The following is a 24,015-nucleotide window of genomic DNA, read 5'->3' as shown; positions in this document are numbered from 1 at the left end:
GCAGTGGACGACTACATATTCGTGAAGTCCAGCTACAGCGGCGGCAACGCCGGCCAGGAATGCGTCGAGGTGGCCGTCAACCGGCCGGGGACCGTGGCGGTACGGGACTCCAAGCACCCCGAGGGACCGATACTCCGCTTCCCGGCCAGCGCCTGGACCGCCTTCCGTACCAGCCTGGCCGGCGGGCCGTCGTTCGATCGTTGACGGCCCGCCCCGCAGGCCTCCGAGAACCTCAACCGCTCCACTGGTCGTAGCCGAGCTTGCAGACCAGAGCAACGACCACCACGAGCAGCACACCCCGTACGAACCGGTTGCCGTTCTTGAGCGCCATCCTTGCCCCCAGGGTGCCGCCGGCGAGGTTGAACACGGCCATCAGCGCGGCCAGTCGCCACAGCACCGTGCCCTGGATCCCGAACGTCACCAGCGCGCCGAAGTTGGTGCAGACATTGACGACCTTGGTCATCGCCGAGGCCGCCACCAGGTTCATGTGCACGATGCCGACCAGGGCGATCACCAGGAAGGTGCCGGTCCCCGGCCCGATCAGACCGTCGTAGAAGCCGATGCCCAGCCCGGCGACCAATACGGCCGCCCAGATCCGCCGGCGGGTCACCGGGCCGGGGGCGGGCACGGAGCCGAAGGCGGGCTTGAAGAGCACGAAGGCCAGGACGGCCAGCAGGATCACCATGATGAGCGGGCGGAGCACCGCGCTGTCGATACCGGCCGCGAAGGATGCCCCCAACAGGGAGCCGCCCAGTGCGGCCAGGCCCAGCCGGACCGCCGTCGACACGTCCATCGGCGTCTTGCGGGCGTAGGTGACGGCGGCGGCAGAGGTCCCGACGATCGAGACCGCCTTGTTGGTGCCCAGCAGATAGGCGGGGGCCAGCTGGGGAAAGCCGACCAGCAGGGCCGGCAGTTGCAGCAGCCCGCCGCCGCCCACCACCGCGTCGATCCAACCCGCGGCGCCCGCGGCCAGGCAGAGCAGGACCAGCGTGGTCAGGGATATGTCGTACATCACCGTTGCTTCAATTCGATCGCTCAGGGGGTGCCGCTCCCCCTGCCACGCCACCGCAGCTGATCGTACGGGCAACTCGCATGCACGTTCCCATCAGCCCCTCGCCGCCCGTTGCCGCGAGCGGGCGGACCCGCTCGCGGCCACCAGGCCACCGCCCTAAGCTGTCCCAGGGGCGGAGGGCCGCTCACCCAGCCAGGCCGCGCGGTGCCTTCGCGAAGACCAGGGAGCCGCCGATGAAGCGCTGGACCACGAAGGACATCCCCGACCAGTCCGGTCGAACGGCCGTGGTGACCGGCGCCAACAGCGGTATCGGCTACATCACCGCCCGGGAACTCGCGCGTCGTGGGGCCAGGGTGGTGCTCGCCTGCCGCGACGAGACCCGTGGCCGGGAGGCGGAGGCGCGCCTGCGGCGCGCGGTGCCGGGCGGGCAGGCCCGCTTCGCCCGGCTCGACCTGGCGGACCTCGCCTCCGTCCGCGACTTCGCCCGCCGGTACGAGGAGACGGCCGAGGAGCGCGGTGACGGCGGCCGGCTCGATCTGCTCGTGAACAACGCGGGCGTCATGGCGCTGCCGCACCGGCTGACGGTGGACGGCTTCGAGATGCAGTTCGGGGTGAACCACCTCGGGCACTTCGCCCTCACCGGCCTGCTCATGCCCCGCCTCCTGGCCACTGCGGGGGCCAGGGTGATCAGCGTCTCCAGCGGTATGCACGCCATGGCCAACGTCGACCTCCACGACCCGAACAGTGAGCGGCGGTACCGTCGCTGGCTCGCCTACGCACGTTCCAAGAGCGCCAACCTGCTGTTCGTACACGAACTCGCCCGGAAGCTGGCCCAGCAGGGCGCCGACGTGGTGGCCGCGGCCGCCCACCCTGGCTACGCCGCGACCAACCTGCAGACCACCGGCTCGCGGATGGAGGGCCGGCGCGCAGCCGAGCGCGCCATGCTGCTGAGCAACCGCCTGCTGGCCCAGTCGGCCGAGGCGGGTGCGATGCCGACGCTGTACGCCGCCACCGCACCCGGCGTCGCCCCCGACTCCTTCACCGGGCCGCGCCTGCTGGGATGGCGGGGAAGCCCCGCGCCGTCCCGGTCAGCGCCCTGGACCAAGGACGACCGCGCGGGGATGCGACTGTGGGAGCTCTCCGAGCAGCTCACCGGGGTGCGGTACTAGGACGGCACCGATGCCCGGACAGGCGCAGACGGTCCCCGCCGCCCACGGAAAAATAGATGGCATTGCCATGCACCATGGCACCATATCCACTTATGGGTGTATGTGATGAACCACCTCATACGAGAGGGAGCGCCCATGTCTTCGTCCTTCCACCTCCGTGCGGTCGTCGCGGGAGCCATGGCCGTAGGCCTGCTGGGCGGGGGGGCCGGCGCCGCCGTCGCCGCCCCGTCCGCCGCCCCGCACTCGGCCGTCCAGGCCACGAACCAGACCACCAAGACGAACACCATCAAGGTCAATCACCGCAGTGTGAAACCCGGCGACGAGGTCACGGTCCACGGCAAGGTGACGGGCATCAAGGCCGGGACCTCCGTCAGCCTTGAGGAGAAGCAGCACGGCAAGTGGAAGACCCTGACCGAGACCTCGGCGGTCATGACCGACCACACGTACACGCTCAAGGCCGCCTGGGACAAGAAGGGCAAGAAGCAGATACGCACGGTGGTCGACGGCAAGCGCTCCGAGCCCGTGACCGTCAAGGTGCGCTGAGAGCGAAGCGAGAACGCGGGCGCTCCGAGTCTCCTCGGCACGGCCCGGGAAGCGTTGTTTCTGTCGCGGGTGTCCTGCCGCCCGCGACAGAACCGCTCCGACCTGGTGGAGCGCTTGCCGACCGGGAGGGGCAGGCGTCGGTGACGGCCGGTCCGCCGCACAGGGTCACGGAGCAGCGACGGTTGTCCGCGGGCCCGGCGAGGTTGGAGGATGGCGGCCACACGGCCACTGCGGAAGGACGGCGCCTCAATGCTCCCGGAGCCCACCACGATCGAGGACTTTCTGGGTGTCGACATCAGGGTGGGGCGAGTGGTCAACGCCGAGGAGTTCCCGCGGGCCCGCAAGCCCGCCTACAGGCTGTGGATCGACTTCGGCGAGTTGGGCGTACGCAAGTCCAGTGCGCAGATCACCGATCTCTACCGAGTCGAGGACCTGAAGGACCGCCTGGTGTTGGCGGTCGTCAACCTGCCCCCGCGCCAGGTGGCCGACTTCCTCTCCGAGGTCCTCGTGCTCGGAGTGCCGGCCGAGGACGCCGCCGGTGTCGTGCTGGTCGGTCCGGACAAAGAGGTCTCCCCCGGGCTTCGACTGCTGTGAACCGCGGTGGCCCTGGGCCCGTCCCACCACCGCGCACCAGCCGGAATCGCCACAGCAGGCGGCGCCCCCGGTCGGTGAGCGCGGCGGTGCCCCCGGGTAGGGGTGTCCGGGCGTCCCGGTCGCCGTCGGAGCGCATCACAGCGAACGGCCACCCCGATGCCGGCCGCCAGCACCGCCACCGCCACTCCGGACACCAGCAGCCGACGCGCCTTCGACCGGGCTATCCAGCCACCCTGCTCGGTGGAGCCATCCGCCGGATCGCGTCGAGCCCCTCCGTAGTCGGGTCCTCGCCGACACGCTCCTCTCCCCCATTTTTCATACGGGCAGCCTCACGACTGGGAACGGCCTTGATCATCTCCAGGCGACGACCCGTCAGTTCGCACCCTTGAAGAAGGGTGTGCCGCCTCGGCCTGGCGCTGCCCGGCATGGGTTCGGGGGCGGCACCCGCCGCACCGGGTGCCGCCCCCGAGGGTTCCGGAGCGGCTGCCGGGCGGTGAGGGTTGGTGCCCGGCGGCCACTTCCGGTGGTCGGGGCTCTCTCCGCCGAGGGATGGCGGAGAGAGCCCGGTCATCGGCCGGGGCCGGTGGCCCCGGTTCGGGTCAGCGGCTGTCGCTGCCCTTGCTCTGCACCGCGGCGCGGCCGGCCTCCAGCCGGGCGACCGGGATGCGGAACGGCGAGCAGGAGACGTAGTCGAGCCCCACCTCGTGGAAGAAGTGGACCGATTCGGGATCGCCGCCGTGCTCCCCGCAGATCCCCAGCTTGAGGTCGGGGCGGGTGGCGCGCCCGGCCTCGACCGCGTGGCGGACGAGGGAGCCGACGCCGTCCCGGTCGATGGTCTCGAAGGGGCTGACGCCGAAGATGCCCTTCTCCAGGTAGGCGGTGAAGAAGCTCGCCTCCACATCGTCCCGGGAGAAGCCCCACACCGTCTGGGTGAGGTCGTTGGTGCCGAAGGAGAAGAACTCGGCCGCCTCGGCGATCTGCCCGGCCGTCAGCGCGGCCCGGGGCAGCTCGATCATGGTGCCGAGGCTCAACCCGAGCTCGGTGCCGGTCGCCGCCTCGACCTCGGCGATCACCTGCTCCGCCTCGTCACGGATGATCTCCAGCTCCTGGACGGTGCCGACCAGCGGGATCATGATCTCCGCACGCGGGTCGCCCTTCGCCTCCACCCGGTGGGCGGCGGCTTCGGCGATCGCCCGTACCTGCATGGCGAAGAGTCCGGGGATCACCAGGCCGAGGCGCACCCCGCGCAGTCCGAGCATCGGGTTCTGCTCGTGGAGCTTGTGCACCGCCTGGAGGAGCCGGAGATCGTTCTCGTTGGCGTCCTTGCGGGACTCGGCGAGCGCCACCCGGACCGACAGTTCGGTGATGTCCGGCAGGAACTCGTGCAGCGGCGGGTCCAGCAGCCGTACGGTGACCGGCAGTCCGTCCATGGCCTCGAACAGCTCGACGAAGTCGGCCCGCTGGAGCGGGAGCAGCCCGCCGAGCGCATCCTCCCGCTCGCTGTCCGTGTCGGCGAGGATCAGCCGCTCGACCATCTCCCGGCGCTCGCCGAGGAACATGTGCTCGGTCCGGCAGAGGCCGATGCCCTGTGCGCCGAAGCGGCGGGCGCGGGCGGCGTCCTCGGCGGTGTCCGCGTTGGTCCGCACGCTCAGTCGCCGCATCCGGTCGGCGTAGGCCATGATCCGGTGCACGGCCTGGACCAGCCCGTCCGCGTCGTCGGCACCGGCGTGCATCCGGCCCTCGAAGTACTCGACGACCGGGGAGGGCACCACGGGCACCTCGCCCACGTAGATCCGGCCGGTGGAGCCGTCGATGGAGATGAGGTCGCCTTCCTCGATGACCGTCGTCTTCTTGCCGGCGCCCTCCACGGTCAGCCGGCGCCGCTTGGTGTCGACCTCCAGCTCCTCCGCGCCGCAGACACAGGTCTTGCCCATGCCCCGGGCGACCACGGCGGCGTGTGAGGTCTTCCCGCCGCGCGAGGTGAGGATGCCGTTGGCGGCGATCATGCCGTTGAGGTCGTCGGGGTTGGTCTCCCGGCGGATGAGGATGACCTTCTCCCCGGAGCGCGACCACTTGACGGCCGTGTAGGAGTCGAAGACCGCCTTGCCGACCGCCGCGCCGGGCGAGGCGGCGATGCCGCGGCCCAGTAGCTCACGCTCGGCGGTGTCGTCGAAGCGGGGGAACATCAGCTGGGCCAGCTGGACTCCGTTGACCCGCTGGAGCGCCTCCGCCTCGTCGATCAGGCCCTGGTCGACGAGTTGGGTGGCGATCCGGAAGGCGGCGCCGGCGGTCCGCTTGCCGACCCGGGTCTGGAGCATCCACAACTTGCCGCGCTCGATGGTGAACTCGATATCGCACAGGTCCTTGTAGTGCAGCTCGAGGGTTTCCATGATCTGCATCAGCTGGTCGTAGGAGGGCTTGTCGAGCCGCTCCAGTTCGGCCAGCGGCACGGTGTTGCGGATACCGGCGACGACGTCCTCGCCCTGCGCGTTCTGCAGGTAGTCGCCGTAGACGCCCTGGTGGCCGCTGGCCGGGTCGCGGGTGAAGGCCACCCCGGTGCCGGAGTCCGGTCCGAGGTTGCCGAAGACCATCGAGCAGATGTTGACCGCGGTGCCCAGGTCGCCGGGGATGCGCTCCTGGCGGCGGTAGAGCTTGGCGCGGTCGGTGTTCCAGCTGTCGAAGACGGCCCGGACGGCGAGGTCCATCTGTTCGCGCGGGTCCTGCGGGAAGCCCCCGCCGGTCTCCTGCGAGACGATCCCCTTGAACCGCTCGACCAGCTCCTTCAGGTCCGCGGCGTCGAGCTCGATGTCGACGGCGACCCCCTTGGCGCGCTTGGCCTCCTCGATCGCCTCCTCGAAGAGCTCGCCGTCGACGCCGAGCACCGTCTTGCCGAACATCTGGATCAGCCGGCGGTAGGAGTCCCAGGCGAAGCGCTCGTCACCGGCCTTCTCGGCGAGCCCGGCGACCGAGGCGTCGGAGAGGCCGATGTTCAGGACGGTGTCCATCATCCCGGGCATGGAGAACTTCGCCCCGGAGCGCACGGAGACCAGCAGCGGGTCGTCGGCCTGCCCGAGGCTCCGCCCCATGCGCTGCTCGAGGGCGGCGAGGTGCGCACTCACCTCGTCGCGGAGCGCCGGGGGCTCACTGCCGCTCTCGAGGTAGACCCGGCAGGCCTCGGTGGTGATGGTGAAGCCCGGAGGGACGGGGAGACCGAGGTTGGTCATCTCGGCGAGGTTGGCCCCCTTACCGCCGAGCAGGTCCTTCAGATCCCGGTTGCCCTCGGTGAAGTCGTAGACGAACTTCGAAGACGCGGGCTGCGGTTCGGCTGCCTGAGAGTTTTCCTGCACGGGGTCTCCGCTCCTAGCTGGGTGTCCCCCGGACGGAGTGGGGGGAGGGTGCCCTGACGGCGGGGAGCGTACCCAGAATCCGGGGGGCCTCGGTACGTCCTTCCGGCGCGCCTTCGCGTTGACCACCCGGCCGCTGACCACCCAGGCGGCCGAGTTCGGCGCGGCCGAGCACCTGCCGGCTAGGCAGCCATGGACCGCACTGTCTTCACTTTTCTAACGGAGCTTTCCCCCGAAGGACGGAGCGTCTGCGACCCAGGGTGATGACACACCGGGCCGGCCAGGGAGCTTCGGAGCACGGCGTTGACTTCTTGGAAGAAGAACGGGTGACACTCCGTGCCATTCATTTGAGAGATGTGGGCATCAAAGGAGCGCAGAAGCCACCATTTAGCAACGCTCATATGAGCGAAACATTGATCAAGCGTGGCGAGAATCACGCTCTTCTGAGCGGCCTCATCCCACGATTCGGACCGGCGTGCGCCCGCCCTCCGGCCGCCCGCCCAGGAGGCGACGCTCACCCCCCGGAGGTGTCCAACTCCGCCTCAGGACTGATATCGCTACAGGTGTAGGGGTCGTCGAGCCAGCCCTCCGGGAGGACCACCCGATCCCGTCCGGCGGTCCGGCCGCGCGGCCCGTCGGCTCCAGCCGGCCATGACTGCGCCAGATCAAGCCCGCTCATCAGAGCGTCCAGTTCGTCCAGAGATGAGACGGTTGCCAGCTGCCTACGCATCTCAGAGCCGACCGAGAAGCCCTTGGTGTACCAGGCCACATGCTTGCGGAAGTCGATGACACCACGTGCCTCGTCCGAGAACCACTCGCCGAGCAGTCGCGCATGGCGGCTCATCACCACGGCGACCTCGCCCAGGGCCGGCCGGGCCGGTTCTCCCCCGCCCTCGAAGGCGGCCACCAGATCCCCGAAGAGCCAGGGCCTGCCGAGGCAGCCACGACCGACCACCACCCCGTCGCACCCGGTCTCCTCCACCATGCGCACCGCGTCCGCGGCCGACCAGATGTCCCCGTTGCCCAGCACCGGGATCTCCGGTACCGCCTCCTTCAACCGGGCGATGGCCTCCCAGTCGGCCGTACCGCCGTAGTGCTGGGCCGCCGTCCGGCCGTGCAGGGCGATCGCCGTCACACCCTCCTCGACGGCGATCCGGCCGGCGTCCAGATAGGTCAGGTGCGTGTCGTCGATGCCCTTCCGCATCTTCATGGTGACCGGCAGTTCGCCGGCCGCCGAGACCGCCTCCCGGAGGATCGCGCGGAGCAGGTTCCGCTTGTACGGCAGGGCGGAGCCGCCGCCCTTGCGGGTCACCTTGGGCACCGGGCAGCCGAAGTTCAGGTCGATGTGGTCGGCCAGCCCCTCGTCGACGATCATGCGGACGGCCTTGCCGACGGTCGCCGGGTCGACCCCGTACAGCTGCACCGAGCGCGGCCGTTCGGTGCCGTCGAAGTGGATCAGCCGCATCGTCTTGGCGTCCCGCTCGACCAGCGCCCGGGTGGTGATCATCTCGCTGACGAAGAGGCCCTTGCCCCCGCTGAACTCGCGGCAGAGCGTCCGGAACGGGGCGTTGGTGATCCCGGCCATCGGCGCGAGCACCACGGGTGGCCATACGGTGTGCGGGCCGATCTGCAGCTGGTTCATCGCGGTGCTTCCTCGGGTGCGAACGGAACGGGACCTCTCATTGTCCCGCACCCCCGGAGCCTCGGGCAGCGAGCCGGGACAGTGGATATAACGTTCAACCATGCCCCAGCTCAGCCGCCGACGGCGCCAACTCGTGCTGGCGATCTGCTGCACCAGCCTGCTGATCGTCAGCCTGGACAACACCGTCCTCAACATCGCCCTGCCCGCCATGCGGGAGGAGTTGCGCGCCTCGGTCGCCGGAATGCAGTGGACGATCGACGCCTACACGCTCGTCCTCGCCGCCCTGCTGATGCTCGCCGGCTCCATGGCCGACCGCATCGGCCGCCGCCGGGTCTTCCAGACGGGCCTGGTGGTCTTCTCCATCGGCTCGCTGCTGTGCAGCCTGGCCCCCACGCTGGAGTGGCTGATCGTCTTCCGGATGATGCAGGCCGTCGGCGGGTCGATGCTCAACCCGGTGGCGATGTCGATCATCACCAACACCTTCACCGATCCCAGGGAACGGGCCCGGGCGATCGGCGCCTGGGGCGCCGTACAGGGGATCAGCATGGCCGCCGGCCCGCTGGTGGGCGGTGTGCTCGTCGACACCATCGGCTGGCGGTCGATCTTCTGGCTCAACCTGCCGGTCGGCCTGGCGGCGCTGCTGCTGACGGCCCTGTACATCCCCGAGTCCAGGGCCCCCAAGCCCAGGCGGCTCGACCCCGTCGGTCAGTCGCTGGTGATGGCGCTGCTGGGCACGGTGACCTACACCATCATCGAGGCGCCCTCGATCGGCTGGGCCTCCCCGCTGACCCTCACGCTGGCCGGTACCGCCGTCCTCCTCCTGCTGGGGCTCGTCGGCTACGAACGGCGACGGGACGAGCCGCTGATCGACCCGCGGTTCTTCGGCAGCGCCCCGTTCACCGGAGCCACCGTCGTCGCGGTCGCCTCGTTCGCCGCGCTCGCCGGCTTCCTCTTCCTCAACACCCTCCAGCTCCAGGAGGAGCGCGGGCTGTCCGCACTCCACGCCGGACTGTGGATGCTGCCGATGGCGGTGATGACGCTGGTGCTCTCGCCGCTCTCCGGTCGGCTGATCGGCACCGGTGGGCCCCGGTTGCCGCTGGTCGTAGCCGGTGTCGCGATAACCGGCTCGGCGGTGCTCTTCGCCGGCTTCCACGCGGCCGGCTCCGATCCGCTGCTGGTCTGCGGGTTCGTGCTGTTCGGCGTCGGCTTCGGCCTGGTGAACCCCCCGATCACCAACACCGCCGTCTCCGGGATGCCAAGGAGTCAGGCCGGTGTCGCCTCGGCCATCGCCTCCACCAGCAGGCAGGTGGGCACCACGCTGGGGGTCGCGGTGATCGGCGCGGTACTGGCCGCGGGGGTGCACGGCGCCGTCCCGGCCGGAGTCACGGCGGCGAGCCGCCCCGCCTGGTGGATCGTCGCCGGCTGCGGGGTGCTGGTGACGGTGCTGGGCCTGGTGACCACCGGCCGCTGGGCCCAGCGGACGGTCCGCCGTACCGCGGAGCGCCTGGAGAAGGAGAGCCCCCGGGTACCCGGCCCCGCCCGTACGTCCCCGCGGGAGACCTCCCCGGCGGCGGAGCAGCCAGCTCCGCCGGGCGGCGCGGCCTGAGGCCGGCACGGGCCGTGCGGGCGGCCCGCCGGGGCCGTGAGCGGCCGAGCCGTCCCGAGAAAGGTGTGAGAGGAACGGAGCGGCGGGCCCGCCCCCTCGTCTAACCGAGGGGGCGGGCCCGCCGTTCAGACCGGCTGATGCCGCGTCAGCAACCGATGAGCCGCCCGGCCAGGTAGGACTGCACCTGGTCCAGCGCGACGCGCTCCTGCTTCATCGTGTCGCGTTCCCGGACGGTCACCGCGTCGTCCTCGAGGGTGTCGAAGTCGACGGTGACGCAGAACGGCGTACCGATCTCGTCCTGGCGGCGGTAGCGGCGGCCGATGGCACCGGCGTCGTCGAACTCGATGTTCCAGGCCTTGCGCAGGTCCGCGGCGAGCCCCTTGGCCTTCGGCGAGAGCTGGGGGTTGCGGGAGAGCGGCAGCACGGCCACCTTGACCGGGGCCAGGCGCGGGTCGAGCCGCATGACGGTGCGCTTCTCCAGCACGCCCTTGGCGTTGGGTGCCTCGTCCTCGTTGTAGGCGTCGAGCATGAAGGCGAGCATGGCCCGGTTGAGGCCGGCCGCCGGCTCGATCACGTACGGGATCCAGCGCTCACCGGCCTCCTGGTCGAAGTACGACAGGTCCTGCCCGGAGGCCTTCGAGTGCGCCGTGAGGTCGAAGTCGGTGCGGTTGGCCACGCCCTCGAGCTCGGAGAACTCCGAACCGCCGAAGTTGAAGCGGTACTCGATGTCCGCGGTGCGCTTGGAGTAGTGCGAGAGCTTCTCCGCCGGGTGGTCGTACCAGCGCATGTTCTCCTCCTGGATACCGAGGTCGCGGTACCAGGCCCAGCGCTGCTCCATCCAGTACTCGTGCCACTGCTCGTCCTCGCCCGGCTTGACGAAGAACTCCATCTCCATCTGCTCGAACTCGCGGGTGCGGAAGATGAAGTTGCCCGGGGTGATCTCGTTCCGGAAGGACTTGCCGATCTGCGCGATGCCGAACGGCGGCTTCTTGCGCGAGGTCTGCTGCACCGAGGCGAAGTTGGTGAAGATGCCCTGGGCGGTCTCCGGGCGCAGGAAGGTGACCGAGCCGGAGTCCTGCGTCGGCCCCAGCTGGGTGGAGAGCAGCCCGGAGAACTGCTTGGGCTCGGTGAAGCCGCCCTTGTTCCCGCAGTGCGGGCAGTTGACGTCGGCGAGGCCGGCCGCGGGCATCCGGCCGTGCTTGGCCTCGTACGCCTCCTCCAGGTGGTCCGCGCGGAACCGCTTGTGGCAGGAGGTGCACTCGGTGAGGGGGTCGGTGAAGGTGGCGACGTGGCCGGAGGCCTCCCAGACCTCGCGGGCCAGGATCACCGAGGAGTCGATACCGACCACGTCGTCGCGCGAGGTGACCATGGAGCGCCACCACTGGCGCTTGATGTTCTCTTTGAGTTCGACGCCGAGGGGTCCGTAGTCCCAGGCGGCCCGTTGGCCTCCGTAGATCTCACTGCACGGGTAGACGAAGCCACGGCGCTTGCTCAGGCTGACGATGGTGTCGATCTTGTCGGCGGCCACGGTGCTCTCTTCATGACGATGGCGGGCGGCGAAGCCACCAGGTTACCGGCTGCCCGGTGGGGACCAAATCAGTCCGGCGCCGAGCGCGGAAACGGGCGGTGTTGACAATCATTTCCATCTTGTTGAAAATGACTGTCATGAACGTACGGCCCCGAATATCCACCACCGCCGTCGCCGCGGTCACCCTCCTCGGCCTCACGGCGCTGTCCGCCTGCTCGACATCCGACGCCGCGGACGCCGGTAAGGGCGGCCGGGTGGCCGTCGTCGCCTCCTTCTACCCGCTGGAGTTCCTCGCCGAGCAGATAGGCGGCGAGTTCGTCGACGTCACGACGTTGACCGCACCGGGCGTGGAGCCCCATGACCTCGAACTCACCCCCCGGCAGACCGGCAGCCTCCAGGAGGCGGACCTGATCGTCTACCTGGGCAAGCTGCAACCGGCCGTCGACAAGGCCGTCGAGCAGTCCGACGCCGCACACACCGTGGACGCCGGGACGCTCACCGAGCGGTCGAAGAACGGCACCGGAGCCGACAAGGACCCGCACATCTGGCTCGACCCGCGGCAGTACGCCGAGATGGCCGCCGGGGTGGGCGAGGCGCTCGGAGAGGCTGACCCGGAGCACGCGGGCAGCTACGAGAAGAACGCGGACGCCCTCGTGAGCAAGCTCCGGAAGCTGGACCAGGACTTCGAGAGCGGCCTGAAGAACCGTTCCGGCGACACCATCATCACCGCCCACGCCGCCTTCGGCCACCTCGCCGAGCGCTACGGGCTCCGGCAGGAGGCGGTCAACGGCATCGACCCCGAGTCCGAGCCGAGCCCGGCCCGGGTGAAGGAACTCCACAAGATCGCCGCGAAGGAGAAGTCCACCACCGTCTTCTTCGAGACCATCGCCAGCCAGAAGACCGCCCGGACACTGGCTGCCGACACCGGTCTGCGCACCGATGTGCTGGACCCGGTGGAGGGCGTCACCGACGCCTCCCGCGGCCAGGACTACCTTGAGATCATGCGCGCCAACCTGAGCGCCCTCCAGAAGGCGCTCGACGCCGGGTGACCCTCGCTCTGGCGCGGGCGACCCGCCGGTCCCCCACTCCCCGCACCCATCTCCCCGGAAGGCTCCCCGTGACCGGTGAACGACAGCGGCAGACCGGCCCCGCCGCGACCGGCGGGGAACTGCTCGCCCTCCGCGCGGCCACGGCGGCGCTGGGCTCGCGACCGGTGCTGCGCGGAGTCGACCTGACCGTGCGCCGCGGCGAGGTCGTCGCCCTGCTCGGCCCCAACGGCTCCGGCAAGTCCACCGCCGTCCGGGCCGCCGTCGGCCAAGTACCGCTGACGGGCGGCTCGCTGGAGCTGTTCGGCACCCCGCGGGACCGTTTCCGGGAGTGGTTCCGGATCGGCTACGTGCCCCAGCGCACCACCGCCTCCTCCGGCGTGCCGGCCACCGTGCGCGAGGTGGTCTCCTCCGGGAGGCTGGCACGATCCGGCCGGCGGCGCCGGGCGGACCGGAGCGCCGTCGACCGGGCGCTCAGCCTGGTCGGTCTGGAGGACCGGGCTCGCGACTCCGTGGACGCGCTCTCCGGCGGGCAGCACCAGCGGGTGCTGATCGCCCGGGCGCTGGCCGTCGAACCCGAACTGCTCATCATGGACGAGCCGCTGGCCGGGGTCGACCTGACCAGCCAGGACGTGCTCGCCGCCACCCTGCGCAACCAGTTGGCGGCCGGGGTCAGCGCCTTGCTCGTGCTCCACGAACTGGGCCCGCTGGCGCCGCTGATCCATCGGGTCGTGGTGCTCCGCGACGGCCGGGTGGTCCACGACGGGCCACCACCCTCGGCGAACGTCCGGACACCCGCCGAGGACGGAGCGGCGCCCGGCACCGAGGGGACGGCCAACCAGGGCTGCCATCCGGCGCCCTGCGACCCATCGCCGTGGACGGGGCAGCTGAACTGATGGAGATCCTCACCTATCCCTTCATGCAGCGGGCGCTGCTGGCCGCCCTGCTGGTCGGGATCACCGCCCCCGCCATCGGCATCTACCTCGTCCAGCGCCGGCAGGCGATCATGGGCGACGGCATCGGCCATGTGGCGATGACCGGTGTGGCGCTCGGCTTCCTGCTCAACCAGAGCCCGGTGTGGACGGCCACCGCGGTCGCCGTGATCGGCTCGGTGGGTATGGAGCTGATCCGCTCCCGCGGCCGGACCAGCGGAGACGTCGCGCTCGCCCTGCTCCTCTACGGCGGCATGGCCGGCGGAGTGCTGCTGGTCAACCTGGCGCCGAACGGCTCCACCGCCAGCCTCATCGGCTCGCTCTTCGGCTCCATCACCACCGTCGCGCCGGCGGACGTGACAGCCATCTGCCTGCTCACGGCGTTCGTGCTGGCAATCACCCTCGGACTCCGCAGGCGGCTCTTCGCCGTCTGCCAGGACGAGGAGTACGCGCGCGTGCTCGGACTGCCCGTCCGGCTGCTCAACCTGCTGCTGGCGGTCACCACGGCGGTCACCGTCACGGTCGCCATGCGCATCGTGGGGCTGCTGCTGGTCAGCGCCATGATGGTGCTCCCGGTGGCCGCCGCCCAGCGGGTCACCCGCGGCTTCGCCACCACCCTGGCCCTCGCCATGGCCATCGGCGTCGCCGTCTCGTTGACCGGCACCGCCACGACGTTCTACCTGGACGCGCCCTCGGGGGCCGCCATCGTGCTGCTGTCCATCGCCGTCTTCCTGCTGTTCGCCGCCGTCTCCGCCCCGCTCGCCCGTGCCCGAGCCGGGGGCGCGGCGGCCGCCGCGGACTGCCCCGCCGGGGTGCCGGACGACGACCCGGCGGAGGGCCAGGCCGACGCCCAGGGGCGAACTGGCACAATGGCAAGTTGAACGTCCGGACGGGGCGAGCGTAGGAGGTACGGTGACTACCGCGGGACCCCCAGTGCGCGGCCGATCCACCCGGCAGCGTGCCGCAGTGGCTGCGGCTCTCAGCGAGGTCGACGAGTTCCGTAGCGCGCAGGAACTCCACGACATGCTCAAGCATCGAGGTGACTCGGTCGGCTTGACCACCGTCTACCGCACCTTGCAGTCGCTCGCCGACGCCGGCGAGGTCGATGTACTCCGCACCAGTGAGGGCGAGGCCGTCTACCGGCGCTGCAGCACCGACGACCACCACCACCATCTGGTCTGCCGCCGTTGCGGCAAGGCCGTCGAGGTCGAGGGCCCGGCCGTGGAGCGCTGGGCCGACCAGGTGGCCGAGGAGCACGGTTTCCTGGACGTCAACCACACGGTGGAGATCTTCGGCATCTGCGGCGAGTGCGCCGCCAAGGACGAGAAGCCGAAGGGCTGACCCTCCGGCCGCGACGGCCGCCACCACGGCGCACCACCGGGACCGGTGGTGCGCCGTGGTCGTACCCGTGGACGAGTGGGCCGGTTCTCCCTTCCGGCCCGCAGCGGCTATCCCGCCGTGTTCGGCGCCGCGCCGCCGAACCGGCGGTCCCGGGAGGCGTACTCCAGGCAGGCACGCCACAGGTCCCGGCGGTCGAAGTCGGGCCAGAGCACGTCCTGGAAGACCATCTCCGCGTACGCGCTCTGCCATATCAGGTAGTTCGAGGTGCGCTGCTCCCCGGAGGGCCGCAGGAAGAGGTCCACATCCGGCATGTCCGGGTGGTACATGTACTTCGAGAGCGTCTTCTCGTTGACCTTCGAGGGCTCCAGTCGGCCCGCCTTGACGTCGGCGGCGAGCGCGGCGGCCGCGTCCGCGATCTCCGCCCGGCCACCGTAGTTGACGCAGAAGTACAGCGTCATGGCGTCGTTGCCGCGGGTCTGCTCCTCGGCGACCTGGAGCTCCTGGACGACCGACTTCCACAGCTTCGGCATCCGCCCGGTCCAGCGGATCCGGATGCCCAGCTCGTCCATCTCGTCGCGCCGGCGCCGGATGACGTCCCGGTTGAAGTTCATCAGGAAGCGCACCTCGTCGGGCGAGCGCCGCCAGTTCTCGGTGGAGAAGGCGTAGAGGGAGAGGTTCTTGACGCCCAGCTCCAGGCAGCCCTTGAGGACGTCCAGCACGACCCCCTCACCCACCTTGTGGCCCTCCGTGCGCGGCAGGCCCCGGTCCTTGGCCCAGCGGCCGTTGCCGTCCATCACGATGGCGACGTGGTTCGGCACCAGCTCGGACTGGATCTCCGGCGGACGTGCCCCCGACGGATGCGGATCCGGTACCCGGTACTCCCGTCGGGAACGGCTGAGAATGCCGCGTCGTGCCATACGGTCCACGTCTCCCATTCTGCTTCGCTCGGTGGCCGGTGCCGCCGCTCCGGCCCGCTGCCGGGCCCGCACCGTCCGGGCGGGCGCCGCACCCCTACTTTTCCACGTACCGGAGCGAGCGCAGCCCGCGCTCCAGGTGCCAGTGAAGATACGCCGACACCAGCCCGCTGCCCTCTCGGGCGTGCCGCCGGTCGCAGGCGTCCGCCGTCTCCCAGTCGCCGGTCAGCAGCGCCCCGAGCAGCTCCAGCGCCTCCGCGGAGGGCACCACGCTGCCCGGCACCCGGCAGTCGGCGCAGACCGCGCCCCCGGCGGCGACCGAGAAGAACCGGTTCGGGCCGGGCAGGCCACACTTCGCGCAGGCGTGGAAGCTGGGCGCGTAGCCGTTGATGGCGAGCGAGCGGAGCAGGAAGGCGTCGAGCACGAGGTGCGGCTGGTGCGCCCCGCCGGCCAGCGCCCGCAACCCGCCGACCAGCAGCAGGTACTGCTGCACCGAGGGCTCCCCCTCGTGGTCGGTGAACCGTTCGGCGGTCTCCAGCATCGCGGTCCCGGCGGTGTAACGGGCGTAGTCGCTGACGATCCCGCCGCCGTACGCGGTGATGGTCTCGCTCTGGGTGCAGAGCGGCAGCCCACGGCCGACGAGCTCCCCGCCTCGGGAGAAGAACTGCACGTCGACGTGGGAGAAGGGTTCGAGCCGGGCTCCGAACTTCGACTTGGTCCGGCGGACTCCGCGCGCCACCGCCCGCACCCGGCCGTGCCCGCGGGTGAGCAGGGTGATGATCCGGTCCGCCTCACCCAGCTTCTGAGTGCGCAGCACGATGCCGTCGTCGCGGAACAGGGTCATGCGGACCATTCTCCCGTACGGCGGGGCGGGTCCCGACGAGGGGGCGGCGGCCGGTCTTCAGGACGGTGTGCGGGCCGCGTCGGCCAGCAGGCGCTCGGTGTCCTCCCGGGGGATCCGCAGCGCCTCGCCGACCGTCTGCAACGTCTCCCGCTCAGCGGGCGCGTAGGGGCCGTCCGCGAGGGCGATCCGGGCGCCGCGGAGCAGGATCGCCTCCCGGCCCGCGGGCTCGAGGTGCGGGGCCAGGGGTTCGAGCGCCTCCCGGAGCTCTATGGCCAGCGCCGCGCCGCCCGGTTCGTCCTGCGGGGTCTCGGTCCAGCCCGGCAGCCGCCCGGCGTCCGCGGCGAGCGCCTGGACCAGGGTGAGCAGCTGCTCCTCGGTGCAGTCGGCGAGCCCGGCGCTGCGGACCGCGGCCACCGCCGCCTCCCTGGGCCCCTTGGCGGCGCCGCCCGCGGCCAGCACGGCGAGGGCGGTGGTGTGGACGCCGTCCCGGAGCATCGCGGAGAACCGGGTGCTCGTCGGCCGGTCGAGGGCCTCCATGTCGAAGCGGCCGGAGCAGGTGGAGCACTCGACCACCGGCCCGGTGCTACCCCGGGAGAGGACGGGCACGCCCAGCACGGTCAGCCGCCGTCGGCCGGTGCGGCGGCGGAAGTTCCGGTCGCCTCCGCAGTCCGGGCAGTAGAACTCACCGTCGCCCACGGTGCGCCAGCTGGTGCGCACTCCCCAAACGCGCAACATCGCGCACCTCCGGCGGTTCGGCCCTTCGCTTCCGGCACGGCCCGCCGCCGTGTGGCGTCGGTGCGGCGGCGGTGCCGTGTGGCGTGATGTTAGCCACATCAGCGACGCCGCGTCAGCACCCGGTACCGGCGAGAGCCGGCCCGGCCCCTGTTTCGAGGGGCCGGGCCGGCTCTTCGTTCACCGCTGGAACAGCTGTTGACCTGCGGGGACTTGCGGCAGCGGGTCGGTCAGCCGCGGCTGGCGCGGTTCACCGCGGAGACCACGGCCTTCAGTGAGGCACGGACGGTGTTGGCGTCGATGCCCACGCCCCAGAGCACCTGTCCGTCGACCGCGCACTCGACGTAGGCGGCGGCCTGCGCCGTCGCGCCCTCGCTCTGCGCGTGCTCGGCGTAGTCCAGCACCCGCACATCGGCCCCGATCGAGGCCAGCGCGTCGATGAAGGCCGCGATGGGCCCGTTGCCGGTGCCGGTCAGGACGGTGTCCTCGCCGTCCAGCACGGCTTCGACCGTCAGCGCGTCGCCGCCCTCGTCGGTGGTGGAGGTCTGCGCGGAGCGGAGCGAGATACGGCCCCAGGGGTTGGCCTCGGTGGGCAGGTACTCGTCCTGGAAGACGCTCCAGATCTCGGCCGGGGTGACCTCGCCGCCATCGGTGTCGGTCCGGGTCTGGATGATCCTGGAGAACTCGATCTGCATCCGGCGTGGCAGGTCCAGGGCGTGGTCGTTCTTCAGTACGTAGGCGATACCGCCCTTGCCGGACTGCGAGTTGACCCGGATGACGGCCTCGTAGGAGCGGCCGACGTCCTTGGGGTCGATGGGCAGGTACGGTACCGCCCACTCGATCTCGTCCACGCTCTTGCCGGCGGCCTCCGCGGCCCCCTCCATGGCCTCGAAGCCCTTCTTGATGGCGTCCTGGTGGGAGCCGGAGAAGGCGGTGTAGACGAGGTCGCCCGCGTAGGGGTGGCGGGGGTGGATCTGCATCTGGTTGCAGTACTCGGCGGTGCGGCGGACCTCGTCGATCTGCGAGAAGTCGATCATCGGGTCGACGCCCTGGGAGAAGAGGTTCATCCCCAGCGTGACCAGGTCGACGTTGCCGGTGCGCTCGCCCTGGCCGAACAGGCAGCCCTCCACCCGGTCGGCGCCGGCCATGACTGCCAGTTCGGCGGCGGCGACGGCGGTGCCCCGGTCGTTGTGCGGGTGGGCGGACAGGCAGACGTACTCGCGGCGGGAGAGGTTCCGCGACATCCACTCGAAACGGTCCGCGTGGGTGCTGGGTGTGGAGCGCTCGACGGTCGCGGGCAGGTTGAGGATGATCTCCCGGCCCTCCTCGGGCTGCCAGACGTCCATGACGCCCTCGCAGACCTCCAGGGCGAAGTCCAGCTCGGTGTCGGTGAAGATCTCCGGGGAGTACTGGTAGCCGAAGACCGTCTCGTCCCCGAGGATCTTCTCGGCGTACTCCACGACCAGCCGGGTGCCGTCCACCGCGATCTGCTTGACGTCCTCCCGGCTGCCGCGGAAGACGACCCGCCGGAAGACCGGGGCCGTGGCGTTGTAGAGGTGCACGGTGGCCCGATGGGCGCCGCGCAGCGACTCCACGGTGCGCTCGATCAGCTCCTCGCGCGCCTGGGTGAGGACGGAGATCGTGACGTCCTCGGGGATCGCGCCCTCCTCGATGATGGAGCGCACGAAGGCGTAGTCGGTGGCTCCCGAGGAGGGGAAGCCGACCTCGATCTCCTTGTAGCCCATGCTCACCAGCAGGTCGAACATGGCCCGCTTGCGTGCGGGGGACATCGGGTCGATCAGCGCCTGGTTCCCGTCCCGCAGGTCGGTGGAGAGCCAGCGGGGGGCGGTGGTGATGCGGGCGTCCGGCCAGGTGCGGTCGGGGATGTCCACCGTCTGGAAGGGCGCGTACTTGTGGATCGGCATCCGGGAGGGCTGCTGCGGGAGGCTGGCCGCGGTGATGGGCGTGGGGCGGCCTACGGAGTTCCTGGCGTTCGACATGGTGGCTGACTTCCTCGGGTCCGGCGGTGTGGCCGACGGGACGCGGATACCGCATCGCCGAAACTCCGCGGTGAGGGGGTCGGCCTATGGATTACAGGCCCTCGCCGCGGCAGCTAAGGAGAAGCAGCCCGAAACGCATGATTCCGAAGACTACTGGAGGTGTGCGGTGAACGGCGGTCCTGTATCAGTATGCGGGACAGCACATCACCATTGGGTAAAGAGAGGCGGGCCGCCGTTGTGCTCCGCGTCACCGCGGAAGCCGGGCCGGGGCAGCGACCGGGCCACCGGGGAAGCCCTCCGCCGGGCGGCGCCCCGAGCCGCCGCCCACACCGGTCGGGGCCCGCTCAGAAGCCGAGCCTGCGCAGTTGCTTCGGGTCCCGCTGCCAGTCCTTGGCGACCTTGACGTGGAGGTCGAGGTAGACGGGTGTGCCGAGCAGTGCCTCGATGTGCTTGCGGGACTTCGTCCCGACCGCCTTGAGCCGGGCGCCCTTGGGCCCGATCACGATGCCCTTCTGGCTCGGACGCTCGATGAAGACGTTGGCGTGCACATCCAGCAGCGGCCGGTCGGCCGGCCGCCCCTGCCGCGGAACCATCTCCTCCACCACCACCGCGATGGAGTGCGGCAGTTCGTCGCGGACTCCCTCCAGCGCGGCTTCCCGGATCAGCTCGGCCACCATGACCTGTTCCGGTTCGTCGGTGAGCTCCCCTTCGGGATAGAGGCGGGGGCCTTCCGGGAGCATGGGGACGAGCAGGTCCGCGAGGAGCTCGACCTGCCGCCCGGCGGTCGCCGAGACCGGCACGATCTCGGCCCATTCGATGCCCAGCTCCGCACCGAGCCGGTCGATGGCGACCAGTTGCTGGGCGAGCCGGTCGCCGTCCACCAGGTCGCTCTTGGTGATCACCGCGATCTTGGGGGTCTTCTTCACCTCCGCCAACTCGCCGGCGATGAAGCGGTCGCCCGGCCCCGGTTTCTGGTCGGCGGGCACGCAGAAGCCGATGACGTCCACCTCGGCCCAGGTGGTGCGGACCACGTCGTTGAGGCGCTCGCCGAGCAGGGTGCGCGGCTTGTGCAGACCTGGGGTATCCACCAGTACCAGCTGGGCGTCCGGACGGTGGACGATGCCCCGGACGGTGTGCCGGGTGGTCTGCGGCCGGTTGGAGGTGATCGCCACCTTCGTCCCCACCAGCGCGTTGGTCAGGGTCGACTTGCCCGCGTTGGGACGGCCGACGAAGCAGGCGAAGCCCGCGCGGTGGTGCGCGGGCGCCTGCGGCTCGGGCTGGGCTGGGGAGAGGTCGCTCATGGTCTCATTCTCCCCGATGCCGGGGAGCGCTCCGACCATCGCCGAGCCGCTCCCGCTCCGCCCCGCGGCGGGGTCCGCGGGGCGGAGCCGGGGCCTTCGGTCAGCCCGCGGTCACCGTCGAGCGCAGGGTTCCGTCGGGGCCGGCGAGCAGGACCGGCGTCCCGGGGCCGCCGAGATCGCGGACCGCCGCCCGGTCGCCGTCCGCAACCGACTCGCCCCCCGAGACCACGGCGGCGGCCTCCAGCGACCAGGCGCCGCTGGCCACCGCCATCGCCACGGCCGTCTGCAGGGCGCTGAGCCGCAGCGACTCCAGTGCCACGGTGCCGGCGACGTACGTCCGGCCCGTCTCGTCCCGCACCGCGGCCCCCTCGGCTGCTCCGTTCCGCGCACGGGTGGCGCGGGCGAGGGTGATGAGCTTGCGGTCCTCCGGGTCGAGGCCGGGGGTGTCGAGGCCGGGGGTGCTGTCCGTGCTGTCCGTCATGGTCGAGAGCATAACGACGTGGTGCGGACCGGGAGGGCGGGGCGGAGCCGCCGGGGGCCCGCCGCCCGCCGATCACGTCTCCGGCGGTTCGGGCGGGGGCTCGCGGACGGGCTCGACCAGCACGGTGACGATCCGGTTCCGCCGGCCGGCCGGGGACTCCGCGCTCAGCCGCAGCGCCCGCAGCGAGGGGTCGGAGGCGTCCTCGGACAGGTCGACCTCGGTGGTCGCCCCGGCGATCGGCACCCGGCCCAGGCACTTGGCGAGCAGGCCGCCGACCGTCTCGACGTCCTCGTCGTCCAGGTCGATGCCGTAGAGCTCGCCGAGGTCGCCGAGGTCGAGCCGGGCGATGACGCGGTAGCGGCCGTCGCCCAGCTCCTCCACCGGCGGCAGCTCCCGGTCGTACTCGTCGGTGATCTCACCGACGATCTCCTCCAGGATGTCCTCGATGGTGACGATGCCCGCCGTGCCGCCGTACTCGTCGACCGCCACCGCGACGTGGTTGCGCCGCTGCTGCATCTCGCGCAGCAGATCGCCGGCGTTCTTGGTGTCCGGCACGAAGACCGCGGGCCGCATCGCCGTGGACACCAGCTCGTTCTCGGCCTCGCGGTTGATGTGCGTCCTGCGGACCAGGTCCTTGAGGTAGACGATGCCGACGACGTCGTCCTCGCTCTCGCCGGTCACCGGGATCCGGGAGAAACCGGAGCGCAGCGCCAGTGTGAGCGCCTGCCGGATGGTCTTGGCCCGCTCGATGACGACCAGGTCGGTCCGCGGCACCATCACCTCGCGCACCAGGGTGTCCCCGAGGTCGAAGACGGAGTGCACCATCCGGCGCTCCTCGTCCTCGATCAGCGACTCCTGCTCGGCCAGGTCGACGAAGGCCCGCAGTTCGGCCTCGGAGGCGAAGGGGCCCTTGCGGAAGCCCCCGCCGGGGGTGAAGGCGTTGCCCAGCAGGATCAGCAGCTGCGGGATGGGGCCGAGCACCCGGGCGAGCGGCAGCAGCACGTAGGCGGCGGCGGTGGCGGTGTTCAGCGGGTGCTGGCGGCCGATGGTGCGGGGGGAGACGCCCACGGCGACGTAGGAGACCAGCACCATCACCGGGATGGCGATGACGAAGACCTCCCAGCTCCGGTGGAAGGCCGCCACACATGCGTAGGTGACCAGCACACCGGCCGCCATCTCACAGGCCACCCGTACCAGCAGCGCCAGATTGAGGTAGCGGGTCGGGTCCTCGGCCACGGCGAGCAGCCGGCCGGCGCCGCGGCGCCCGGCGCGGACCGCCTCCTCGGCCCGAAAGCGGGTGGTGCGGGCCAGCCCGGTCTCCGCGCAGGCGGCCAGCCAGGCCACCACGACCAGCAGGACCGCCGCGAGGATCAGTTGGCCGCTCACCGGGTGGTGGGGGCCGGTGACGGGCCGCCGATCCCCTGCTCGGCGCGCCAGCCGTCGATGATCGCCTGCTGGAGGCCGAACATCTCGGTCTTCTCGGCCGGCTCCTCGTGGTCGTAGCCCAGCAGGTGGAGGACTCCGTGGACGGTGAGGAGTTGGAGCTCCTCGTCCATCGAGTGCGCCGTCGGGGCCTCGGCCCCCTGCTTGGCGGCCACCTCGGGACAGAGCACGATGTCGCCGAGGAGGCCCTGCGCCGGCTCCTCGTCGTCCCTGGCCGGCGGACGGAGCTCGTCCATCGGGAAGGACATCACATCGGTCGGCCCGGGCAGGTCCATCCACTGGAGGTGGAGCTGCTCCATGGCGTCGGCGTCCACGACGATCACGGACAGCTCGGAGAGCGGGTGGATCCGCATCCGGTTGAGCGCGTAGCGCGCGACGCTGAGGACGGCCTGCTCGTCGATGTCCGTGCCGGACTCGTTGTTGACGTCGATGGACATGTTGCTTCCGGGGGCCCTCTCGGGTCAGGTGTCAGTCCGCGCGGTGCGGCTGTCGTACTCCTCGTACGCGTCGACGATACGGCCGACCAGCTTGTGCCGTACCACGTCGGTGCTCGTGAGGCGGGAGAAGTGGACGTCCTCCACGCCCTCCAGGATGTCCTGCACCTGGCGCAGCCCGCTCTTCGTACCGCCCGGAAGGTCGATCTGGGTGATGTCGCCGGTGATCACGACCTTGGAGTCGAAGCCGAGCCGGGTGAGGAACATCTTCATCTGCTCGGCGTTGGTGTTCTGCGCCTCGTCCAGGATGATGAACGCGTCGTTGAGCGTCCGGCCGCGCATGTAGGCCAGCGGGGCGACCTCGATGGTGCCGGCCGCCATCAGCCGCGGGATCGAGTCCGGGTCAAGCATGTCGTGCAGGGCGTCGTAGAGCGGGCGCAGGTAGGGGTCGATCTTCTCGTAGAGCGTGCCGGGGAGGAATCCCAGCCGCTCCCCCGCCTCGACCGCGGGCCGGGTCAGGATGATCCGGTTGACCTGCTTCGACTGGAGGGCCTGTACCGCCTTGGCCATGGCGAGGTAGGTCTTCCCGGTGCCCGCCGGGCCGATCCCGAAGACCACGGTGTACTTGTCGATCGCGTCGACGTACCGCTTCTGGTTGAGGGTCTTGGGGCGGATGGTGCGGCCGCGGTTGGAGAGGATGTTCTGGGTGAGCACCTGGGCCGGGGTCTCGGCGCCGCCCGCCTCGCCGTTCGCGTCGCGCAGCATGGCGATCGAGCGTTCCACCGCGTCCTCGGTCATCGGCTGACCGGTGCGGAGTACCAACATCATCTCGTCGAAGAGGCGCTGCACCAGGGCGACTTCCCCCGGGTCGCCGACGGCGCTCACCTCGTTGCCGCGGACGTGGATGTCGGTCGCCGGGAAAGCCTTCTCGATCACGCGCAGCAGTGAGTCGCCCGAGCCGAGGACGGTGACCATCGGGTGCTTGGCCGGGACGGTGAAACGGGCGTGAGCCTGCTCGCGCTCGGAGCTGTGAGCTGTGGGTGTCTGTGCCATGGGCCGGCCTTCTGGCCTGCTGATCCCGCCTTCTGTATGGACCTGGTCCGCATGTC

General features: G+C 70.8%; 22 protein-coding genes. 9 read left to right on the top strand and 13 right to left on the bottom strand.

Annotation, left to right across the window (positions count from 1 at the left end; all coding sequences use genetic code 11):
* Window positions 1-3: 3 nt before the first annotated feature.
* On the top strand, window positions 4-204 hold the full coding sequence (locus BGP73_RS01770; protein ID WP_069811526.1) for a DUF397 domain-containing protein: 201 nt from the start codon (window positions 4-6) through the stop codon (window positions 202-204).
* 28 nt (window positions 205-232) lie between these two features.
* Here the strand turns inward: BGP73_RS01770 and BGP73_RS01765 are convergent, their stop codons facing one another.
* The gene (locus tag BGP73_RS01765) at window positions 233-1,012 is read right to left on the bottom strand and encodes a sulfite exporter TauE/SafE family protein (RefSeq protein WP_069811525.1); all 780 of its coding nucleotides are present in this window, start codon (window positions 1,010-1,012) and stop codon (window positions 233-235) included.
* Between the two features lie 233 nt (window positions 1,013-1,245).
* On the opposite strand from BGP73_RS01765, the gene BGP73_RS01760 reads away from it, so the two are divergent.
* The 3 genes from BGP73_RS01760 (at window position 1,246) to BGP73_RS01750 (ending at window position 3,318) form a co-directional block, all read left to right on the top strand.
* Entirely contained in the window at window positions 1,246-2,181 is a 936-nt protein-coding gene (locus BGP73_RS01760) for an oxidoreductase (protein ID WP_069811523.1), read from the top strand.
* Window positions 2,182-2,316: 135 nt separating this feature from the next.
* Window positions 2,317-2,724, top strand: coding sequence for a hypothetical protein (locus BGP73_RS01755; protein WP_069811521.1), 408 nt, complete (start codon window positions 2,317-2,319; stop codon window positions 2,722-2,724).
* 210 nt (window positions 2,725-2,934) lie between these two features.
* Entirely contained in the window at window positions 2,935-3,318 is a 384-nt protein-coding gene (locus BGP73_RS01750; protein WP_244501048.1) for a tRNA-binding protein, read from the top strand.
* A gap of 599 nt (window positions 3,319-3,917) precedes the next feature.
* On the opposite strand, the gene ppdK is transcribed toward BGP73_RS01750, so the two are convergent.
* Window positions 3,918-6,665: a pyruvate, phosphate dikinase gene (ppdK, locus tag BGP73_RS01745; RefSeq protein WP_069811517.1), complete on the bottom strand. Its 2,748-nt coding sequence runs from the start codon at window positions 6,663-6,665 to the stop codon at window positions 3,918-3,920.
* 511 nt (window positions 6,666-7,176) lie between these two features.
* On the bottom strand, window positions 7,177-8,304 hold the full coding sequence (dusB, locus tag BGP73_RS01740; protein ID WP_069811515.1) for a tRNA dihydrouridine synthase DusB: 1,128 nt from the start codon (window positions 8,302-8,304) through the stop codon (window positions 7,177-7,179).
* A gap of 100 nt (window positions 8,305-8,404) precedes the next feature.
* On the opposite strand from dusB, the gene BGP73_RS01735 reads away from it, so the two are divergent.
* Window positions 8,405-9,910 (top strand): MFS transporter, encoded by a 1,506-nt coding sequence (locus tag BGP73_RS01735; RefSeq protein ID WP_079127119.1) that lies wholly within the window; start codon window positions 8,405-8,407, stop codon window positions 9,908-9,910.
* Window positions 9,911-10,055: 145 nt separating this feature from the next.
* Here BGP73_RS01735 and BGP73_RS01730 read toward each other — a convergent pair whose 3' ends face one another.
* Window positions 10,056-11,438 (bottom strand): glycine--tRNA ligase, encoded by a 1,383-nt coding sequence (locus tag BGP73_RS01730; RefSeq protein WP_069811513.1) that lies wholly within the window; start codon window positions 11,436-11,438, stop codon window positions 10,056-10,058.
* 137 nt (window positions 11,439-11,575) lie between these two features.
* Between BGP73_RS01730 and BGP73_RS01725 the strand changes: the two genes are divergently transcribed.
* The 4 genes from BGP73_RS01725 (at window position 11,576) to BGP73_RS01710 (ending at window position 14,757) form a co-directional block, all read left to right on the top strand.
* Entirely contained in the window at window positions 11,576-12,487 is a 912-nt protein-coding gene (locus BGP73_RS01725) for a metal ABC transporter substrate-binding protein (protein WP_069811511.1), read from the top strand.
* 119 nt (window positions 12,488-12,606) lie between these two features.
* Window positions 12,607-13,380, top strand: a complete 774-nt coding sequence (locus BGP73_RS01720) for a metal ABC transporter ATP-binding protein (protein ID WP_107473945.1) — start codon at window positions 12,607-12,609, stop codon at window positions 13,378-13,380.
* Complete coding sequence (locus tag BGP73_RS01715) at window positions 13,380-14,297, top strand: metal ABC transporter permease (protein WP_069811510.1); 918 nt, start codon at window positions 13,380-13,382, stop codon at window positions 14,295-14,297. The genes BGP73_RS01720 and BGP73_RS01715 overlap by 1 nt, the downstream gene beginning before the upstream one ends.
* A gap of 31 nt (window positions 14,298-14,328) precedes the next feature.
* Window positions 14,329-14,757: a Fur family transcriptional regulator gene (locus tag BGP73_RS01710; protein WP_069811508.1), complete on the top strand. Its 429-nt coding sequence runs from the start codon at window positions 14,329-14,331 to the stop codon at window positions 14,755-14,757.
* Between the two features lie 107 nt (window positions 14,758-14,864).
* Here BGP73_RS01710 and BGP73_RS01705 read toward each other — a convergent pair whose 3' ends face one another.
* From BGP73_RS01705 to BGP73_RS01665, 9 genes are all read right to left on the bottom strand, one after another.
* On the bottom strand, window positions 14,865-15,674 hold the full coding sequence (locus tag BGP73_RS01705) for an isoprenyl transferase (protein WP_069812053.1): 810 nt from the start codon (window positions 15,672-15,674) through the stop codon (window positions 14,865-14,867).
* 94 nt (window positions 15,675-15,768) lie between these two features.
* Window positions 15,769-16,515 carry a DNA repair protein RecO gene (gene recO, locus BGP73_RS01700; RefSeq protein ID WP_069811507.1) on the bottom strand — a complete coding sequence of 249 codons (747 nt, stop codon included), beginning with the start codon at window positions 16,513-16,515 and terminating at the stop codon, window positions 15,769-15,771.
* A gap of 57 nt (window positions 16,516-16,572) precedes the next feature.
* A complete protein-coding gene (locus BGP73_RS01695; protein WP_079127117.1) occupies window positions 16,573-17,250 on the bottom strand; it encodes a TerB family tellurite resistance protein in 678 nt (225 codons plus the stop codon).
* Window positions 17,251-17,477: 227 nt separating this feature from the next.
* Window positions 17,478-19,247: a 2-isopropylmalate synthase gene (gene leuA, locus BGP73_RS01690; RefSeq protein WP_069811503.1), complete on the bottom strand. Its 1,770-nt coding sequence runs from the start codon at window positions 19,245-19,247 to the stop codon at window positions 17,478-17,480.
* A gap of 344 nt (window positions 19,248-19,591) precedes the next feature.
* On the bottom strand, window positions 19,592-20,548 hold the full coding sequence (gene era, locus BGP73_RS01685) for a GTPase Era (protein WP_069812052.1): 957 nt from the start codon (window positions 20,546-20,548) through the stop codon (window positions 19,592-19,594).
* 100 nt (window positions 20,549-20,648) lie between these two features.
* Complete coding sequence (locus tag BGP73_RS01680) at window positions 20,649-21,029, bottom strand: cytidine deaminase (protein WP_069812051.1); 381 nt, start codon at window positions 21,027-21,029, stop codon at window positions 20,649-20,651.
* 72 nt (window positions 21,030-21,101) lie between these two features.
* Entirely contained in the window at window positions 21,102-22,415 is a 1,314-nt protein-coding gene (locus BGP73_RS01675) for a hemolysin family protein (RefSeq protein ID WP_069811501.1), read from the bottom strand.
* Complete coding sequence (gene ybeY / locus BGP73_RS01670) at window positions 22,412-22,909, bottom strand: rRNA maturation RNase YbeY (protein ID WP_069811500.1); 498 nt, start codon at window positions 22,907-22,909, stop codon at window positions 22,412-22,414. Before ybeY ends, BGP73_RS01675 begins: the two co-directional genes overlap by 4 nt.
* Before the next feature lie 24 nt (window positions 22,910-22,933).
* Window positions 22,934-23,959 carry a PhoH family protein gene (locus tag BGP73_RS01665; RefSeq protein ID WP_069811498.1) on the bottom strand — a complete coding sequence of 342 codons (1,026 nt, stop codon included), beginning with the start codon at window positions 23,957-23,959 and terminating at the stop codon, window positions 22,934-22,936.
* Window positions 23,960-24,015 lie beyond the last annotated feature (56 nt).

It is taken from the genome of Streptomyces sp. TP-A0874 (genome assembly GCF_001748085.1).
Lineage (GTDB): Bacteria > Actinomycetota > Actinomycetes > Streptomycetales > Streptomycetaceae > Streptomyces.
The sequence above is the reverse complement of the archived record's forward strand: the minus strand, read 5'-3'. Positions and strand labels throughout refer to the sequence as shown.

What these genes read in the sequence shown, in the direction of transcription:
- BGP73_RS01665 (WP_069811498.1), bottom strand. Translation starts at nt 23,959, where the DNA reads ATGGCACAGACACCCACAGCTCACAGCTCCGAGCGCGAGCAGGCTCAC.
- BGP73_RS01765 (WP_069811525.1), bottom strand. Translation starts at nt 1,012, where the DNA reads ATGTACGACATATCCCTGACCACGCTGGTCCTGCTCTGCCTGGCCGCG.
- BGP73_RS01760 (WP_069811523.1), top strand. Translation starts at nt 1,246, where the DNA reads ATGAAGCGCTGGACCACGAAGGACATCCCCGACCAGTCCGGTCGAACG.
- era (WP_069812052.1), bottom strand. Translation starts at nt 20,548, where the DNA reads ATGAGCGACCTCTCCCCAGCCCAGCCCGAGCCGCAGGCGCCCGCGCAC.
- BGP73_RS01755 (WP_069811521.1), top strand. Translation starts at nt 2,317, where the DNA reads ATGTCTTCGTCCTTCCACCTCCGTGCGGTCGTCGCGGGAGCCATGGCC.
- BGP73_RS01695 (WP_079127117.1), bottom strand. Translation starts at nt 17,250, where the DNA reads ATGTTGCGCGTTTGGGGAGTGCGCACCAGCTGGCGCACCGTGGGCGAC.
- BGP73_RS01680 (WP_069812051.1), bottom strand. Translation starts at nt 21,029, where the DNA reads ATGACGGACAGCACGGACAGCACCCCCGGCCTCGACACCCCCGGCCTC.
- leuA (WP_069811503.1), bottom strand. Translation starts at nt 19,247, where the DNA reads ATGTCGAACGCCAGGAACTCCGTAGGCCGCCCCACGCCCATCACCGCG.
- BGP73_RS01750 (WP_244501048.1), top strand. Translation starts at nt 2,935, where the DNA reads ATGGCGGCCACACGGCCACTGCGGAAGGACGGCGCCTCAATGCTCCCG.
- BGP73_RS01705 (WP_069812053.1), bottom strand. Translation starts at nt 15,674, where the DNA reads ATGGCACGACGCGGCATTCTCAGCCGTTCCCGACGGGAGTACCGGGTA.
- BGP73_RS01725 (WP_069811511.1), top strand. Translation starts at nt 11,576, where the DNA reads ATGAACGTACGGCCCCGAATATCCACCACCGCCGTCGCCGCGGTCACC.
- BGP73_RS01715 (WP_069811510.1), top strand. Translation starts at nt 13,380, where the DNA reads ATGGAGATCCTCACCTATCCCTTCATGCAGCGGGCGCTGCTGGCCGCC.
- recO (WP_069811507.1), bottom strand. Translation starts at nt 16,515, where the DNA reads ATGACCCTGTTCCGCGACGACGGCATCGTGCTGCGCACTCAGAAGCTG.
- ybeY (WP_069811500.1), bottom strand. Translation starts at nt 22,909, where the DNA reads ATGTCCATCGACGTCAACAACGAGTCCGGCACGGACATCGACGAGCAG.
- BGP73_RS01735 (WP_079127119.1), top strand. Translation starts at nt 8,405, where the DNA reads ATGCCCCAGCTCAGCCGCCGACGGCGCCAACTCGTGCTGGCGATCTGC.
- dusB (WP_069811515.1), bottom strand. Translation starts at nt 8,304, where the DNA reads ATGAACCAGCTGCAGATCGGCCCGCACACCGTATGGCCACCCGTGGTG.